Annotated in this window: 20 protein-coding genes; 12 read left to right on the top strand and 8 right to left on the bottom strand. The window is 62.5% G+C overall.

Going from position 1 to position 14,881, the window contains the following annotated elements; genetic code table 11:
• Positions 1-72: 72 nt before the first annotated feature.
• From JQ628_RS15465 to JQ628_RS15455, 4 genes are all read right to left on the bottom strand, one after another.
• Positions 73-597, bottom strand: a complete 525-nt coding sequence (locus tag JQ628_RS15465; protein WP_212223434.1) for an A24 family peptidase — start codon at positions 595-597, stop codon at positions 73-75.
• An 85-nt stretch (positions 598-682) separates the two neighbouring features.
• Complete coding sequence (locus JQ628_RS15460; RefSeq protein WP_212223433.1) at positions 683-829, bottom strand: hypothetical protein; 147 nt, start codon at positions 827-829, stop codon at positions 683-685.
• A 114-nt stretch (positions 830-943) separates the two neighbouring features.
• Positions 944-1,075, bottom strand: coding sequence for a hypothetical protein (locus tag JQ628_RS34730; RefSeq protein ID WP_283815798.1), 132 nt, complete (start codon positions 1,073-1,075; stop codon positions 944-946).
• 99 nt (positions 1,076-1,174) lie between these two features.
• Complete coding sequence (locus tag JQ628_RS15455) at positions 1,175-1,339, bottom strand: Flp family type IVb pilin (RefSeq protein ID WP_212223432.1); 165 nt, start codon at positions 1,337-1,339, stop codon at positions 1,175-1,177.
• Between the two features lie 309 nt (positions 1,340-1,648).
• Here JQ628_RS15455 and JQ628_RS15450 point away from each other — a divergent pair, with 309 nt between their 5' ends.
• A complete protein-coding gene (locus JQ628_RS15450; protein ID WP_212223431.1) occupies positions 1,649-2,494 on the top strand; it encodes a sterol desaturase family protein in 846 nt (281 codons plus the stop codon).
• Positions 2,495-2,619: 125 nt separating this feature from the next.
• Positions 2,620-3,138, top strand: coding sequence for a pilus assembly protein N-terminal domain-containing protein (locus JQ628_RS15445; protein ID WP_212223430.1), 519 nt, complete (start codon positions 2,620-2,622; stop codon positions 3,136-3,138).
• A 77-nt stretch (positions 3,139-3,215) separates the two neighbouring features.
• Here the strand turns inward: JQ628_RS15445 and JQ628_RS34515 are convergent, their stop codons facing one another.
• A complete protein-coding gene (locus JQ628_RS34515) occupies positions 3,216-3,398 on the bottom strand; it encodes a hypothetical protein (RefSeq protein ID WP_249127918.1) in 183 nt (60 codons plus the stop codon).
• On the opposite strand from JQ628_RS34515, the gene JQ628_RS15440 reads away from it, so the two are divergent.
• Complete coding sequence (locus JQ628_RS15440; RefSeq protein ID WP_249127916.1) at positions 3,397-3,879, top strand: TadE family protein; 483 nt, start codon at positions 3,397-3,399, stop codon at positions 3,877-3,879. The genes JQ628_RS34515 and JQ628_RS15440 overlap by 2 nt on opposite strands.
• Positions 3,880-3,957: 78 nt before the next feature.
• Positions 3,958-4,503 carry a TadE/TadG family type IV pilus assembly protein gene (locus tag JQ628_RS15435; protein WP_249127914.1) on the top strand — a complete coding sequence of 182 codons (546 nt, stop codon included), beginning with the start codon at positions 3,958-3,960 and terminating at the stop codon, positions 4,501-4,503.
• Positions 4,504-4,606: 103 nt separating this feature from the next.
• Here the strand turns inward: JQ628_RS15435 and JQ628_RS15430 are convergent, their stop codons facing one another.
• The 3 genes from JQ628_RS15430 to JQ628_RS15420 all read right to left on the bottom strand — a co-directional run bounded on the left by JQ628_RS15430 (position 4,607) and on the right by JQ628_RS15420 (position 6,835).
• Complete coding sequence (locus JQ628_RS15430) at positions 4,607-4,819, bottom strand: cold-shock protein (RefSeq protein WP_006612155.1); 213 nt, start codon at positions 4,817-4,819, stop codon at positions 4,607-4,609.
• Between the two features lie 273 nt (positions 4,820-5,092).
• Positions 5,093-5,386, bottom strand: coding sequence for a translation initiation factor IF-1 (gene infA, locus JQ628_RS15425; RefSeq protein ID WP_212223427.1), 294 nt, complete (start codon positions 5,384-5,386; stop codon positions 5,093-5,095).
• A 24-nt stretch (positions 5,387-5,410) separates the two neighbouring features.
• Entirely contained in the window at positions 5,411-6,835 is a 1,425-nt protein-coding gene (locus JQ628_RS15420; protein ID WP_212223426.1) for a DEAD/DEAH box helicase, read from the bottom strand.
• A gap of 577 nt (positions 6,836-7,412) precedes the next feature.
• Between JQ628_RS15420 and urtA the strand changes: the two genes are divergently transcribed.
• The 8 genes from urtA (at position 7,413) to JQ628_RS15380 (ending at position 14,869) form a co-directional block, all read left to right on the top strand.
• Complete coding sequence (gene urtA / locus JQ628_RS15415) at positions 7,413-8,696, top strand: urea ABC transporter substrate-binding protein (protein ID WP_212223425.1); 1,284 nt, start codon at positions 7,413-7,415, stop codon at positions 8,694-8,696.
• 100 nt (positions 8,697-8,796) lie between these two features.
• A complete protein-coding gene (gene urtB, locus JQ628_RS15410; protein WP_212223424.1) occupies positions 8,797-10,410 on the top strand; it encodes an urea ABC transporter permease subunit UrtB in 1,614 nt (537 codons plus the stop codon).
• Positions 10,407-11,579 (top strand): urea ABC transporter permease subunit UrtC, encoded by a 1,173-nt coding sequence (gene urtC, locus JQ628_RS15405; protein WP_212223423.1) that lies wholly within the window; start codon positions 10,407-10,409, stop codon positions 11,577-11,579. Before urtB ends, urtC begins: the two co-directional genes overlap by 4 nt.
• A gap of 4 nt (positions 11,580-11,583) precedes the next feature.
• The gene (gene urtD / locus JQ628_RS15400; RefSeq protein ID WP_212223422.1) at positions 11,584-12,345 is read left to right on the top strand and encodes an urea ABC transporter ATP-binding protein UrtD; all 762 of its coding nucleotides are present in this window, start codon (positions 11,584-11,586) and stop codon (positions 12,343-12,345) included.
• A 156-nt stretch (positions 12,346-12,501) separates the two neighbouring features.
• On the top strand, positions 12,502-13,197 hold the full coding sequence (gene urtE / locus JQ628_RS15395) for an urea ABC transporter ATP-binding subunit UrtE (RefSeq protein ID WP_212223421.1): 696 nt from the start codon (positions 12,502-12,504) through the stop codon (positions 13,195-13,197).
• Between the two features lie 43 nt (positions 13,198-13,240).
• Positions 13,241-14,068 carry an urease accessory protein UreD gene (locus JQ628_RS15390; RefSeq protein ID WP_212223420.1) on the top strand — a complete coding sequence of 276 codons (828 nt, stop codon included), beginning with the start codon at positions 13,241-13,243 and terminating at the stop codon, positions 14,066-14,068.
• A 22-nt stretch (positions 14,069-14,090) separates the two neighbouring features.
• The gene (locus JQ628_RS15385; protein WP_212223419.1) at positions 14,091-14,393 is read left to right on the top strand and encodes an urease subunit gamma; all 303 of its coding nucleotides are present in this window, start codon (positions 14,091-14,093) and stop codon (positions 14,391-14,393) included.
• A gap of 170 nt (positions 14,394-14,563) precedes the next feature.
• Positions 14,564-14,869 carry an urease subunit beta gene (locus tag JQ628_RS15380; protein ID WP_212223488.1) on the top strand — a complete coding sequence of 102 codons (306 nt, stop codon included), beginning with the start codon at positions 14,564-14,566 and terminating at the stop codon, positions 14,867-14,869.
• Positions 14,870-14,881 lie beyond the last annotated feature (12 nt).

The following is a 14,881-nucleotide window of genomic DNA, read 5'->3' as shown; positions in this document are numbered from 1 at the left end:
TGGTTAATGGAGCGTGAGGAAACTGCCTTAACGCAGAGTTACTTGGCGGGATTCCTGCGCAGTGTTGCGCCCTTATCGGATGGCGAGATGGCCAAGGTCGATCGCCTTGATCCACTCTGTCTCCGGATAGATCGTCAGCGCGCCGATCGCGAGGGCGATGCCGTAGGGGATTCCGCTTTCCTTGGCATGCAGCCGCATCAGCCAGGCCTGGCCGGCCAGCGCGTAAGGCAGTGGCCATTGCCGGAACTGTAGCAGCAGCAGGGTCAGCGCGCCGCCGAACAGCGAGGCGTAAAGCAGGTAATTCATCAAATGGCCAAAGCCGAACCAGAGCGCGGCGGCCGCGGCCACCTTGGCATCGCCGCCGCCGACCCAGCCCATGGCGAAACAGGCGAAAGCGACCGCCAGCACGATCACGCCGGCCGCGGCATGCATGGCGATGTCGTAAGGTGCCATGCCTCCCAGCAGCGCCAGCGCAAAAAATCCGGCCACCAGCGCCAGCGAGATCCGGTTCGAGATCGTCATGGTGAAGAGGTCGCTGGCGGCAGCGAACGCCATCAGGGCCGGGAACAGGAGAAGGCGTGCGATGTCGAGGATCATTGGAGGTCCCACCCGGGCGGCGAATGCGTGAGGTCGCGGCTGCGAGCCTAACGGGCAATGGTGAAGGATCGGGAAACGGCGCTGCTCAGCGGCGGCCGCCGATTTGTGTCGACAGCGACGCAAGACCGACGAGCGCGTCCTGGCTGTCCTTGAGGTAGCGGCCCTTGAAGAACGCCGCATCCACCACCCCCAGAAGGGCGGTTATGATCGCAAAAGCTACCACGCCTCGCATGCCCTTACCCCGACCCGGTCGAAGGTTGCGTTTGGCGCAGCCATAGCAGCACTTCGTTGCCGAGCGGTTGCCAGTCGTCTCGCAAATGCAGGAAACGCCGGGTTCCCGAGCGTATCACGACACGATGCTGACGATGCGGAGCGCCAGCGTTAGCAGCGCCACGATCAACGCGAGGCACACAAGCTCGATGGAACGATCGGCCCGCGCGGAAGCGGCCGAACTGGCTTCGCCCTTACGCATACGCATACCCGGAACTCGCCGAAAGCAGCATTCGGCAGGTCGCCTGCCGAAACAGAAAGGCCCCGGTAATACCCGGGGCCTTTGATAGAAACTCGCAACAGTCGCTTACTTGAGCGAGCTGTTGATCGAGGTGAACTTGGTGTTCAGGTTGCTGCCGACGCCGTTGACGACGGCGATGATGGCCAGCGAAATGCCGGCGGCGATCAGGCCGTATTCGATGGCGGTAGCGCCGGACTCATCCTTCACGAAACGAGCAATCAGGTTCTTCATCAGGTAAACTCCTGTACACGTGGCTGGTCGAACTAACGTTAGGTCTGGCCGGCGTTCTCAGCACCGTGACCATACGGCCACCCTAAGGTGCGACAATTTCGGCGCAGTTAATTCGTCCGCGTAAAATCGGGTCGAACTCGCTGTTCTTGAGCACAGTAAATTTGGCATTAAGGACATTTCTAAAATGCAGAATTTTCCGGCATTGCCATTATGATGGAATGGACGGGTACAGCGGGCGCGCCGGCTGTTTATGGCTCCTTAAGCGTGCACGGATAACGCTTGTTGCGTACCGGATCGGATGAGGCGGATATGTCTAATCTACCTATGGAAGTCGTCGAGATGGTCGGCCAGACCATCGCCAAGGTGGTGCCTGTTACGATCCTGCTGGCCGTGATCTTTTCCGTCTTGACGCATTTCTGGGCCTGCAATCCCGGCAAGCCGTGGTGGCGCAAGAAGGAACTCGTCACCGACATCTGCTACTGGTTCTTTGTGCCGCTGTTCGCGCGCGTGTTCCGGATCGGTCTTCTGGTGGTCGGCGCAAGCCTCGTTTTCAAGATACACGATGCTGACGAACTGATTGCGTTCTATGAGAACGGCCACGGTCCGCTGGCCACGCTGCCGCTGTGGCTACAGGCCATCCTGTTTCTGGTGCTCGCCGACTTCATGATGTACTGGCTGCACCGCATGTTCCACAATGGCGGCTTCTGGAAATACCATGCCATCCATCATTCCTCCGAAGAGGTCGACTGGATTTCGGCGGCGCGCTTTCACCCGGTGAATCTGATCCTCGGAACCATCGGCGTCGATGTCGTGCTGCTGATGGCCGGCATCTCGCCCGACGCGATGATCTGGATCGCGCCGTTCAATATCTTCCACTCGGCCTTCGTGCACGCCAACCTGAACTGGACGCTCGGCCCGTTCAAATACGTGCTGGCGACGCCGGTGTTTCACCGCTGGCACCACACCGCGCCGGAAGAGGGCGGCAACACCAATTTCGCCGGCACGTTTCCGATCTGGGATATCCTGTTCGGCACCTGGCGAATGCCGGAGGGCGTGCTTCCCGACAATTACGGCGTCGACGACCAGGAATCCTTCCCGACCGAGATCGCCGGCCAGTTGGCCTATCCGTTCAAGCACATCGCGGCAAAACAGTAGAATTGCCGGGCATTTTGCCTCGACTCTTTGCGATTATTTCACACATTGGCGTCAGGTTAACCCTGTCGGGCGCCGGTTCCGCTGCGTATCGCTTTTGCCGGCAAGTCAACGTCCCGGGGTAGAGTATGGCGTATCATTCCCAGCGTAACCGCGCTTCGGCGCGGTCTGTAGTCTTGGCTCTGGCTCTCGCAGCCTCATTGTGGCCGGCCGTGGCCTCGACTGCACCCATACCCCCGCCTGAAACCGTCGCGGTCGCTGTCGATCAGGCCAAGCTCGTAAAGCTTCCGGGCAAGGTCGCCACCATCGTGGTCGGAAATCCCATGATCGCCGACGTGACGCTGCAACCCGGCGGCCTCGTGGTCGTTACCGGCAAGGGCTATGGCGCGACCAATTTCATCGCGCTCGACCGGGCCGGCGAAATCGTGGTCGACCGCATCATCCAGGTCGAAGGTCCGAGCGACTACCAGCTCATCACGGTCTATCGCGGCGTCGAGCGCAATTCCTATAGCTGTATGCCGATCTGTCAGCGCCGGGTCACGCTGGGCGACGGCAGCGACTATTTCAAGTCGGCGCTGGAACAGGCCGGCACCCTCAACGGCACCGCCACCGGCGCCGCCACAGCCTCCGGCAAGTCACAGAACTGAGCGCCGGTCAGCGGCCTGCGAATCGAATAGCAGCAGGCCGCTGCACAGCACGGTTAACGCCCGGTTAGCGCCACGGGTCACCTTGCGTTGATTGCGCGAAACACTTCAACAATCTGTTTCCGGTAAGGATTGGCCCGTCGTTCATCGCTGTTCCGGGGCTTTTCGATGCCGTCGTCCGCTGGTTCTGCCGCCATCACCCGAAAGTTGTTCCGCCGCTTCAGGCGCGACCGCCGCGGTTCGGCCGCGGTGGAATTCGCCATGGTCGCAACGCCCTTCTTCGCGCTGCTGTTCGCAATCATCGAAACCTCGATCGTGTTCTTCGCCGGCCAGGTGCTGGAAACCGGCTTGCAGGATTCGGCGCGGCTAATCTTTACCCATCAGTTCCAGGACGCGAACGGCGCGCTCTCCGTGCAGCAGCAGATGCAGAAGTTCAGGGATGACATCTGCCCCCGTCTCATCGTCCTGTTCAAATGCGAGGGTATCGAGTTCGACGTCAGAACCTATCCCCAGGGTACGCCGATCACGATCAATGATCCGATCAGCGGCGGCAATTACGATAATTCGAGCTTCACGTTTCAGCTTCCGTCGCCCGGCAGCAACGCCACCGTCGTGGCACGCGCCTACTACCGCTATCCGCTTTACGTGACCGGCCTCGGCTACAACATCGCCAATATCGGCCGCGGCGGCAGCGACAGCAAACGCCTGCTCGCCGCCACTGCCGCCTTCCATGTCGAGCCGTAAAGCATGATCCAAAAAAGTGGAAACCGGTTTTCGGAAAAGATGCTCCAGACAAGGTGCAACGCCATGAGGATCAAGCTGATGCGGAACGTTCGCTCGATCGCCGGCCTTCTTCGCGACGAGCGCGGTAGCGCGGCGGTGGAATTCTCCGTGGTCGTGCCGATCATGCTGACGCTGTTCTTTGGCGTGGTCGAGTTTTCGTCGGGCATCGCCGTCGACCGCAAGGTCACGCTGGTGGCCCGCACGCTTTCGGACCTGACATCCCAATCGTCCTGTGTGACCCAGACCGATCTCGACGGCTTCCTGGCCACCGGCAAGGCGATTATGGCGCCCTATTCGACGACGCCGCTCGTTTCCACCGTCTCGCAAGTGTACGTCGACGACAATCTCGACGCGAAGGTCAAGTGGAGCAAGGGATCGGCACCGAGAGGCAATGACAGCACGGTGAGCATTCCGGCCGGCTTGAAAGTCAAAGGCACCTATCTGATCATGGCAGAGGTCGAGTATCTCTACGTGCCCGTGGGAATAGGCTACGTGATGAAGGCGAACATCAACCTGAAAGAACAGACTTACACGCGGCCTCGCCAGTCGGCGTCCGTCGTCTTCAAGACTTCGAGCTGCGCGTAACGCCGAGCCGCTCTTTCGACCGCTCAAACAAAAAAGGCCGCGCTTCTGCACGGCCTTTCGTCACATTCGATTTCAGGTCCCACGGCAATGGCCGCAGGCAGCCTTAGTTGGCGGCGCGGAGATTGTCGGCCGAAGACTTGCCGGAACGCCGATCGGCCACGATCTCGTAGGAGATCTTCTGGCCTTCACGCAGCGTTCCAAGGCCGGCGCGTTCGACTGCGCTGATGTGCACGAACACATCGTTGCCGCCGTCATCCGGCTGGATGAAGCCGTAGCCCTTGGTTGCGTTGAACCACTTCACAGTTCCCATGCTCACGGGGTAGTCCCTTCAGGTATAAAGCGTCGAAGCCCACTTTCGTGGGCTGGTGAGATCGAATTTTTGGAAGGGTCGTCAGCGTTTGAACCGGCTGTACCGGTGTGGTGCTAATCTCGTCCGGCCGAAAATCGATAGCCGCTATTCTATTCGAAGGCAGCTTCCAAAACAATCCTGAGCTGCGCGAATTTTTGTTGCGTTAGGGGGTGCGTCCGTTGCAGACGCACGACCGCGCATCGCCATGATTTTGCCATGCGCGGCCGGCTTCGACGTGTCTTATCTGCGGCGGAACTGGCCGCCGCGCTGCGGTCCGCCGCGTTGTGGCGCCGGGCCCGCGCTCGCCGGACGTTCGTCCTTGTGACGGAAGATCAGGCGTCCCTTCTCGAGATCGTAGGGCGACATCTCGACGGTAACGCGATCGCCGGCCAGCGTCTTGATGCGGTTCTTCTTCATCTTGCCGGCCGTGTAGGCGACAATCTCGTGTCCGGCATCGAGCTGCACGCGGTAGCGGGCATCGGGCAGGATTTCGGTGACCAGTCCTTCGAACTGGATCAGCTCTTCTTTAGCCATGCTTCTCTCCAGGTCGATCGACGGCTAGTGCTGGGGTCGCTGGTTGCGGTTGGGTTTACGGGCGGGACGGCTTTCGCGATGCAAAAAGGCGACCCCCTGTATCCCGTCAGCCTTCATCCCGTCAGCCTTGCCGCCCTGCGGGCGTCCCGACTCATGCCGGTTCGCCTGCGGCACGCCATGATTACCACCTCCACGGCGGCGTCGGCGAGGGCCTTTTGACGATCCGGGCGAGTTCTCATTCGGTCGCGCGGCGTGCACACGCGGCGCGGGCCGGCCGGCGCGATGCTGCGGGGCCGGAGCTGCTGCATCCCGGCTGCCCGGCGTGCGGCGGTCTTCGCGCGGCAGCGATACGCGGATCAGCCGTTCGATGTCGCGCAGATAGCCCATTTCCTCGGCGCCCGCGATCAGCGAGATGGCGACGCCATCGGCGCCGGCACGCGCGGTGCGGCCGATGCGGTGGACGTAGGTTTCGGGAACGTTGGGCAGGTCGAAATTCACCACATGGGTGATGCCATCGACGTCGATGCCGCGCGCCGCGATATCGGTTGCGACAAGCGTGCGGATGTCACCGTTGCGGAACGCAACCAGCGTTCGTTCGCGGTGGTTCTGCGACTTGTTGCCGTGGATCGCCTCGGCCGGAATGCCGGCCTTGACGAGGCCTTTCACGACCTTGTCCGCACCATGCTTGGTGCGGGTGAACACCAGCGCACGGTTGACCGGCTCCTGCTTCAGAAGCTGGGCCAGGATCGCGGGCTTGGCCGTAAAATCCACCTGGATGATGCGCTGCTCGACGCGCTCGGCGGTCGAGGATACCGGCGTCACCGCCACGCGGGCGGGATCGCGCAGCATGGATTCGGCAAGGTCGGCGATGTCCTTCGGCATGGTGGCCGAGAAGAACAGTGTCTGCCGCTTGATCGGGAGCTTCGCCACGATTTTGCGGATGTCGTTGATGAAGCCCATGTCGAGCATGCGGTCGGCTTCGTCCAGCACCAGGAATTCAACGGAGTTGAGCTTCAGCGCATTGCTCTGGACCATATCGAGCAGGCGGCCGGGTGTGGCCACCATGATCTCGACGCCCTGCATTACCGAACGAACCTGGCGGCCCATCGGCACGCCGCCGATGGCGAGCGCGGAGGACAACCGGATGTGGCGTCCATAAGCATTGAAGCTGTCGAGGATCTGGCCGGACAATTCGCGGGTCGGCGAGAGCACCAGCACGCGGCAGGTTTTTGGCTGCGGCCGCACGCGATGCTCGAGCAGGCGATGCAGGATCGGCAGCGCGAACGCCGCAGTCTTGCCGGTGCCGGTCTGGGCGATGCCGACGACGTCACGGCCGGTAAGCGCGAGGGGAATGGTTTGGGCCTGGATGGGCGTGGGCGTCAGGTAGTTCTCTTCCTTGAGCGCACGCGAGATTGGATCGGCAAGGCCGAAATCCTGAAAGGAGGTCAAAAGGTCAGTTCTTTCCATCAAAACAACGAGCCGCCCGGCGTTATCAGCCGGGAGCGCGCGGGTGTGTCAGTGACACCCGCGTGTTGGGGGCGCCGGATGTGTTGGCTGAAAAGCAAGCCAGAGGCCGTCAAACGGGCTCAGAACACGCGGCTTGCGGTTAACTCCGGCTCGCGCAAACACGATTCACCGGGTCGCGGCTGATATGGAACAGGAAGGCGGCGCTTTCAAGGTAAAAACTGGAAAACAACCCCATGCACAGTACAGCACGGCCTCTTTTTGAGTCATCCAAGCGTGCCAGAATTTTAGACAATTGTGACATTTTGCCTATCATTTAGGCCGTCTGCCAACGAAGCATACATTTTTTGTGCTCGATTTATAGGCGATCAATCCCATTCTTTTGGTGCGCTGCGACAAATTCGCCTTCTCTGTCAGCGGCTTACCGTACCACAGCACCGTGGCACGGTTCTTGCGATTCCGTTAACCGCAGGCGGCCGTGGGGCCGTTTCGCAGCGTTCAAACGCCTGCGTCAGGGAGATGACACCTCATGCTTATTCAATTGACTCACGAAATAGCGACGATGACCCGCCGTCGCTGGCTGGCGGCCACTGCCGGCCTGGTTCTGGGCTTGGCCGCGTTTGGCGACGCCAGGGCGCAGGACACCATCAAGGTCGGCGTGCTGCATTCGCTGTCGGGCACCATGGCCATCAGCGAAACCACGCTGAAGGACACCATCCTCTTCCTGATCGAGGAGCAGAACAAGAAGGGCGGCGTGATGGGCAAAAAGCTCGAGGCGGTCGTGGTCGACCCCGCTTCGAACTGGCCGCTGTTCGCCGAAAAGGCGCGCGAACTCATCACCAAGGACAAGGTCTCGGTCGTATTCGGCTGCTGGACCTCGGTGTCGCGCAAGTCTGTGCTCCCGGTATTCAAGGAGCTGAACTCGATCCTGTTCTACCCCGTGCAGTACGAGGGTGAGGAGAGCGAGCGCAACGTGTTCTACACCGGCGCTGCCCCGAACCAGCAGGCGATCCCCGCCGTCGATTACCTGATGAAGGACGAGAAGGTGCAGCGCTGGGTGCTGGCGGGCACCGACTACGTCTATCCGCGCACCACCAACAAGATTCTGGAAGCCTACTTGAAGTCGAAGGGCGTCAAGCAGGAAGACATCATGATCAACTACACGCCGTTCGGTCACAGTGACTGGCAGACGATCGTGGCCGACATCAAGAAGTTCGGCTCGGCCGGCAAGAAGACCGCTGTTGTCTCCACCATCAATGGCGACGCCAACGTTCCCTTCTACAAGGAGCTCGGCAACCAGGGCATCAAGGCGACCGACATCCCGGTTGTGGCGTTCTCGGTGGGCGAGGAAGAACTCGCCGGCATCGACACCAAGCCGCTGCTTGGCCACCTCGCTGCCTGGAACTACTTCCAGTCGATCAAGGACCCCGAGAACGAGAAGTTCATCAAGGCCTGGCAGGCCTACACCAAGAATCCGAAGCGCGTGACCAATGATCCGATGGAAGCGCACGTCATCGGCTTCGACATGTGGGTCAAGGCGGTCGAGAAGGTGAAGTCGACCGATCCGGACAAGGTGATCGACGCTCTTCCGGGCATCGAAGCCAAGAACCTGACCGGCGGCACCTCGAAGATGCTGCCGAACCATCACATCACCAAGCCGGTGTTCATCGGCGAGATCAAGGCCAACGGCCAGTTCGACGTGGTGTGGAAGACCCCGGGCCTGGTGGCCGGCGATGCCTGGTCGAAGGAGCTCGACGGCTCCAAGGACCTGATCGGCGACTGGGTCGAGAAGAAGTGCGGCAACTACAACACCAAGACCAACAAGTGCGGCGGTCAGGGCTCCTGATGGAAGGCTGCTGATCTGAAACGCACCCGCAAGGTGCCGACGACAACGGAGAGGGCGGCGATACCGCCGCCTTCTCCAGGTCTCCTGCCGGGGAATTCCAGTGTCGACCAATATCATTGACCGCCTTCGCGCGGCCGTTCTTGCATTGCTCCTGACCGTGGCCTTCGCGGCGCCCGCACTTGCAGGCCCGTTCGAGGATGCGGTCGCCAAATTCGCCAACGACGATTTCTCCGACACCGCAGCCGCGGTCGAGGCGGTCGCTGCCTCGGGCAATCCGCTGGCTCTTCCCATTATCAGCGCGCTCCAGGAGGGGCGGCTGGTCGCCGATCCCGGAAGCAAAAAAGTTTTCGTCAAGCAGGCCGACGGCAAGATCATCGATGCCGCGACGGGTGCTGCCGTCGACAAGCTGCCCGATGGCGTGGCCGATGTGCGCCTCAACAACCGCCTGCGCCGGGCGGTGGAGGCCGCGCTCGGCAGCCTGACCCTGCTATCGCCGGATCCTGCACGACGCATCGCGGCTGCGCAGTCCGTCTTCAAGTCGCATGACGCGAACGCGCTGCCCGTCGTCGAGGAGGCGCTGGCCAAGGAAACCAACAGGTCCGCAAAGGCCGCCTTCACGGAGGCGCGCGCGGCGATCCTGCTGTTCAAGCCCGACGTCTCCGAAGCCGACAAGCTTGACGCCATCGCGGTAGTCAAAGCCAAGGGCGACCAGGAGGCGATGGCGTTGCTGACCAGCCTCGGTCCCGACCAGCCGCCGCTGATCAAGACGGCGGTGGCCGGTGCGATCTCCTCGATCCAGAGCGACCTCGCAATGTGGTCGATGGTGCAGAACGCCTGGTATGGAATCTCGCTCGGCTCGGTGCTGCTGCTGGCGGCGATCGGGCTTGCCATCACCTTCGGCGTGATGGGCGTCATCAACATGGCTCATGGCGAAATGGTGATGATCGGAGCCTACACCACCTTCGTGGTGCAGGAAGTGATCCGCACCCGCTATCCCGGCCTGTTCGACGTCTCGCTGCTGATCGCGGTGCCGCTTGCCTTCGTGGTCGCGGGCGCGATCGGGGTGGCGATCGAGCGCGGCATCATCCGCTTCCTCTACGGTCGGCCGCTGGAAACGCTGCTGGCGACCTGGGGCCTGTCGCTGGTGTTGCAACAGGCGGTGCGCACCGCCTTCGGCCCGACCAACCGCGAAGTCGGCAATCCCTCCTGGATGAGCGGCGCTTTCGAGCTCGGCCAGATCACCATCACCTATAACCGGCTCTGGATCCTGGTCTTCACGCTGGCCGTGTTCGGCATCCTGCTCGCCATGCTCCGCTACACCGCACTCGGCCTCGAGATGCGTGCGGTGACCCAGAACCGCCGCATGGCGGCCTCGATGGGCATCGCCACCTCGCGGGTCGATGCACTGACCTTCGGCCTCGGCTCCGGGATTGCGGGCATCGCTGGCGTGGCACTGTCGCAGATCGACAACGTCAGCCCGAACCTCGGCCAGAGCTACATCATCGACAGTTTTATGGTCGTGGTGTTCGGGGGCGTCGGCAATCTCTGGGGCACGCTGGTCGGCGCCTTCACCCTCGGCATCGCCAACAAGTTTCTGGAGCCGGTGGCCGGCGCGGTGCTCGGCAAGATCGCGATCCTGGTGCTGATCATCCTGTTCATCCAGAAACGTCCGCGTGGCTTGTTCGCGCTGAAGGGGCGGGCGGTGGAAGCATGATGCAGCACATCCTCACCCGTTCGCTCGACCGCGCCGCAACCACCTTCATCCTGGTGGTCGCGGGCCTCGGCATCCTGATCTCGCTGTCCAACATCCTCCTGCCGGCCGGCTCCTTCTTCCAGGTGCCGACCTATCTGGTCGCGCTGTTCGGCAAATATGTCTGTTACGCCATCCTCGCGCTCTCGATCGACCTGATCTGGGGCTATTGCGGCATCCTCTCGCTCGGTCACGGCGCCTTCTTCGCGCTCGGCGGCTACGCCATGGGCATGTATTTGATGCGCCAGATCGGCAGCCGCGGCGTTTACGGCAATCCGATCCTGCCGGACTTCATGGTGTTCCTGAACTATCCGAAGCTGCCCTGGTACTGGCATGGCTTCGACATGTTCTGGTTCGCCGCACTGATGGTGCTGCTGGTGCCCGGCCTGCTCGCCTTCTGCTTCGGTTGGCTGGCGTTCCGTTCCCGCGTCACCGGCGTGTATCTGTCGATCATCACGCAGGCGATGACCTACGCGTTGCTGCTCGCCTTCTTTCGCAACGATTTCGGCTTTGGCGGCAACAACGGCCTGACCGACTTCAAGGACATCCTCGGCTTCAACGTGCAGGCGGACGGCACGCGTGTGGCGCTGTTCCTGCTCTCCTGTTTCTCGCTGATCCTGGCCTTCCTGATCTGCCGGGCGGTGGTGACCTCAAAGCTCGGAAAACTGCTGATCGCGATCCGCGATGCCGAATCCCGCACCCGCTTCCTCGGCTATCGCGTCGAATCCTACAAGTTGTTCGTGTTCACGCTGTCGGCCTGCATGGCCGGTGTGGCCGGCGCGCTCTATGTGCCGCAGGTCGGCATCATCAATCCATCCGAATTCGCGCCGGGCAACTCGATCGAGGCGGTGATCTGGGTCGCGGTCGGCGGCCGCGGCACGCTGACCGGCGCCGCGCTCGGCGCGGTCGTCGTCAACTACGCCAAGACCTATTTCACCTCGGGCCCGCTCGCGCCCTATTGGCTGTTCATGCTGGGTGCGCTGTTCATCCTGGTGACGCTGCTGCTGCCAAAGGGCATCGTCGGCACCTTCAACGCATGGTGGGAGCCATGGAAGGCGCAGCGCATTTCGGACGCGGACGAAAGCGCCGCTCGCGAAGACGGCATCGAGCCGAAACCGAATCCGGCGGAGTAGGCGCATGAACGTCATGGACCCGCGCGTCACCTCCGCCATCCTGTATCTCGACGGCGTGCACGTCTCGTTCGACGGCTTCCACGCCATCAACAATTTGTCGCTGGCGCTGGAGCCCGGCGAGATGCGCGCCATCATCGGCCCGAACGGCGCCGGCAAGACCACCATGATGGACATCATCACCGGCAAGACCAAGCCGGACGAGGGTGTCGTGCTGTTCGACGGCAGCACCGACCTGACGCGTCTCGACGAGACCCGCATCGCCGAACTCGGCATCGGCCGCAAATTCCAGAAGCCGACGGTGTTCGAGAGCCAGACCATCGAGGACAATCTGCTGCTGGCGCTCAATGTCGACCACAGCGTCAAGGGCACGCTGTTCTGGCGCGGCAGCAAGGATGAATCCGAGCGCATCGACCGCGTGCTGGAAACCATCCGTTTGAAGGACGTCCGCCGCAAGATGGCCGGCAGCCTGTCGCATGGCCAGAAGCAGTGGCTGGAGATCGGCATGCTGCTGGCGCAGGATCCAAAACTGCTGCTGGTCGATGAGCCCGTCGCCGGGATGACCGACGTCGAGACCCATCAGACCGCCGAGCTCCTGAAGGAGATCAACAAGGAAAAGACCGTCATGGTGGTCGAGCACGACATGACCTTCGTGCGCGAACTCGGCGTCAAGGTCACCTGCCTGCACGAGGGCACGGTGCTGGCGGAAGGGAGCATCGACGATGTCTCGTCGAACGAACGCGTTATCGAAGTCTATCTGGGGCGCTGATGAGCGTTACAACCGTTTCACCAACAAGGCTGTCATCGTCCGCGAAGGCGGACGATCCAGTATTCCGAGAAGATGAGTTCTTGCCGCGCAGCCTCGGCGTACTGGATGCCCCGCCTTCACGGGGCATGACGATCCAATTCGTCGGAGCGTAGACGCATGCTGAAGGTCGACAACATCAACCTCTATTACGGCGCGGCGCAGGCGCTGCGCGGCGTATCGCTTGCGGCCGAACCCGGCAAGGTCACCTGCGTGCTCGGCCGCAACGGTGTCGGCAAGACCTCGCTGCTGCGCGCGCTGGTCGGGCAATATCCGATTGCCTCCGGCTCGATCAATTTCGACGGCGCCGACATCACCGGGCTAAAACCCTATGAGCGCGCCCGCAAGGGTATCGGTTTTGTGCCGCAGGGCCGCGAGATCTTTCCGCTGCTCACGGTCGAAGAAAATTTGAAGACCGGGTTCGGCCCACTGAAGCGCGAGGACCGCAATATCCCGGACGACGTGTTTTCGTTGTTTCCGGTGCTGTCGTCGATGCTGGGCCGCCGCGGCGGCGACCTCTCCGGCGGCCAGCAGCAGCAACTCGCGATCGGCCGGGCGCTGGTGATGCGGCCAAAGCTGCTTCTGCTGGACGAACCGACCGAGGGCATCCAGCCTTCGATCATCAAGGATATCGGCCGCGCGATCTCCTATCTTCGCAACCTCGGCAATATCGCGATCGTGCTGGTCGAACAATATCTCGACTTTGCCTGCGAGCTCGGCGACAATTTCGCGGTCATGGACCGTGGCGCGGTGAAATTCGCCTGTGATCGCTCGACCCTCGATCCCGGCGAGATCAGCCGCCAGATGGCTCTGTGATCATCATTTGACGCGGCCCTCGGCCGCGCTTTCCGGGGGAGACATGCAGTCAGGCGCGGCCTCGGCGATCTTTGCGGCCAACCGCGCCCGCGGCGCCGTGCGCTTCGACGTGCGAAGCGAGGGCGGTGTCACCCGCCGCGGGGCCTTGCATGAATCCGGCTCACTGCGCGTGCGGTTTCCATCTCCCGAAGCCGAGGGTCTGTCGGCGGTGTTCGTCAACACCGCGGGAGGTGTTGCCGGCGGCGACCGCTTCGACATCGAGATAGCGGCAGGCGAGGGGGCGCGGCTGACGCTGACCACGGCGGCGGCGGAAAAGGTCTACCGCGCGCCTGACGAAGCCGCCCGGCTCAGTATTGCCCTCAAGGCGCAAAGCGGCGCGCATCTCGGCTGGCTGCCGCAGGAAACCATCCTGTTCGACCACGCCCGGATCAGCCGGCGGATCGACATCGATCTGGCCGAGGACGCATCTCTTTTGCTGTGCGAAATCGTCGTGTTCGGCCGCTCCGCCATGGGCGAGCGCATGCAAAATGGCGAATTCATCGACCGCTGGCGGCTGCGCCGCGGCGGCCGGCTGGTGTTTGCCGAGACCGTGCGGCTCGATGGCAATATCGGCGATAAGCTCGCAAAGCCGGCCGTTGCAAATGGCGGCGTCGCCATCGGCACGGCGCTGGTCGTGCCCGGCGACGAAGCCCTGGTGGAGCGCATCCGCGAAGCCTCGGAGTCATTCGGCGGGGAAGTCGGCATCTCTGCCTGGAACGGATTTGCAATGGCGCGCTTCTGTGCCCAAGATGCCGCCCGGCTGCGCGCTGACATGATGACGGTGCTCGGCCGCGCCTCGCCTTCGCCGCTGCCCCGCCTGTGGCTGAACTAATTCCCGCAACCAGAGTGCTCGCATGAATCTTTCCCCCCGCGAAAAGGACAAGCTTCTGATCTCGATGGCCGCGATGGTGGCGCGCCGCCGGCTCGAGCGCGGCGTCAAGCTCAACCATCCCGAGGCGATCGCGATCATTTCCGACTTCATCGTCGAGGGCGCCCGCGACGGCCGCACGGTGGCGGACCTGATGCAGGCCGGCGCGCAGGTGCTGACCCGCGCGCAGGTGATGGACGGGATTGCCGAGATGATCCACGACATCCAGGTGGAGGCAACGTTCCCCGACGGGACCAAGCTGGTCACCGTGCACGAGCCGATCCGGTGAGGGGCGCACAATCATCAACGCCGTCGTGCCCGGGCATAGTCGTCCGAAGGACGGCGTCGCTTCGCTCGCCTATGTCCCGGGCATCCACGTCTTTCGGAGCGTGCGGCTAGACGTGGATGGCCGGGACAAGCCCGGCCATGACGGAAACAGGGCAATACGAGGTAACAGACATGATCCCCGGCGAACGCTTCATCAAGGACGGCGAGATCGAGCTCAATGCCGGCCGCAAGACCATTACGCTGACGGTCGCCAATACCGGCGACCGCCCGATCCAGGTCGGCTCGCACTACCATTTCTTCGAGACCAACCCCGCCCTGAAATTCGACCGCAAGAAAGCCCGCGGCATGCGCCTCGACATCGCCGCCGGCACCGCCGTCCGCTTCGAACCCGGCCAGACCCGCGACGTGCAACTGGTCGCGCTCGCGGGAAAACGCACGGTGTACGGCTTTCGCGGCGACGTCATGGGCAAGCTGTAGTTTCGAAGGCGC

This window comes from Bradyrhizobium lablabi, from assembly GCF_018129385.1.
Classification (GTDB): Bacteria; Pseudomonadota; Alphaproteobacteria; order Rhizobiales; family Xanthobacteraceae; genus Bradyrhizobium; species Bradyrhizobium lablabi_C.
Note: the sequence above shows the minus strand (reverse complement) of the source record. Positions and strands in the feature narration are given on the sequence as shown.

Bases quoted from the DNA above. Each gene is read 5' to 3' on its own strand.
- JQ628_RS15465 (WP_212223434.1), bottom strand. From the start codon at position 597: ATGATCCTCGACATCGCACGCCTTCTCCTGTTCCCGGCCCTGATGGCG.
- JQ628_RS15460 (WP_212223433.1), bottom strand. From the start codon at position 829: ATGCGAGGCGTGGTAGCTTTTGCGATCATAACCGCCCTTCTGGGGGTG.
- JQ628_RS34730 (WP_283815798.1), bottom strand. From the start codon at position 1,075: ATGCGTATGCGTAAGGGCGAAGCCAGTTCGGCCGCTTCCGCGCGGGCC.
- JQ628_RS15455 (WP_212223432.1), bottom strand. From the start codon at position 1,339: ATGAAGAACCTGATTGCTCGTTTCGTGAAGGATGAGTCCGGCGCTACC.
- JQ628_RS15450 (WP_212223431.1), top strand. From the start codon at position 1,649: ATGTCTAATCTACCTATGGAAGTCGTCGAGATGGTCGGCCAGACCATC.
- JQ628_RS15445 (WP_212223430.1), top strand. From the start codon at position 2,620: ATGGCGTATCATTCCCAGCGTAACCGCGCTTCGGCGCGGTCTGTAGTC.
- JQ628_RS15440 (WP_249127916.1), top strand. From the start codon at position 3,397: ATGGTCGCAACGCCCTTCTTCGCGCTGCTGTTCGCAATCATCGAAACC.
- JQ628_RS34515 (WP_249127918.1), bottom strand. From the start codon at position 3,398: ATGGCGAATTCCACCGCGGCCGAACCGCGGCGGTCGCGCCTGAAGCGG.
- JQ628_RS15435 (WP_249127914.1), top strand. From the start codon at position 3,958: ATGCGGAACGTTCGCTCGATCGCCGGCCTTCTTCGCGACGAGCGCGGT.
- infA (WP_212223427.1), bottom strand. From the start codon at position 5,386: ATGGCTAAAGAAGAGCTGATCCAGTTCGAAGGACTGGTCACCGAAATC.
- urtA (WP_212223425.1), top strand. From the start codon at position 7,413: ATGACCCGCCGTCGCTGGCTGGCGGCCACTGCCGGCCTGGTTCTGGGC.
- urtC (WP_212223423.1), top strand. From the start codon at position 10,407: ATGATGCAGCACATCCTCACCCGTTCGCTCGACCGCGCCGCAACCACC.
- urtD (WP_212223422.1), top strand. From the start codon at position 11,584: ATGAACGTCATGGACCCGCGCGTCACCTCCGCCATCCTGTATCTCGAC.
- urtE (WP_212223421.1), top strand. From the start codon at position 12,502: ATGCTGAAGGTCGACAACATCAACCTCTATTACGGCGCGGCGCAGGCG.
- JQ628_RS15390 (WP_212223420.1), top strand. From the start codon at position 13,241: ATGCAGTCAGGCGCGGCCTCGGCGATCTTTGCGGCCAACCGCGCCCGC.
- JQ628_RS15385 (WP_212223419.1), top strand. From the start codon at position 14,091: ATGAATCTTTCCCCCCGCGAAAAGGACAAGCTTCTGATCTCGATGGCC.
- JQ628_RS15380 (WP_212223488.1), top strand. From the start codon at position 14,564: ATGATCCCCGGCGAACGCTTCATCAAGGACGGCGAGATCGAGCTCAAT.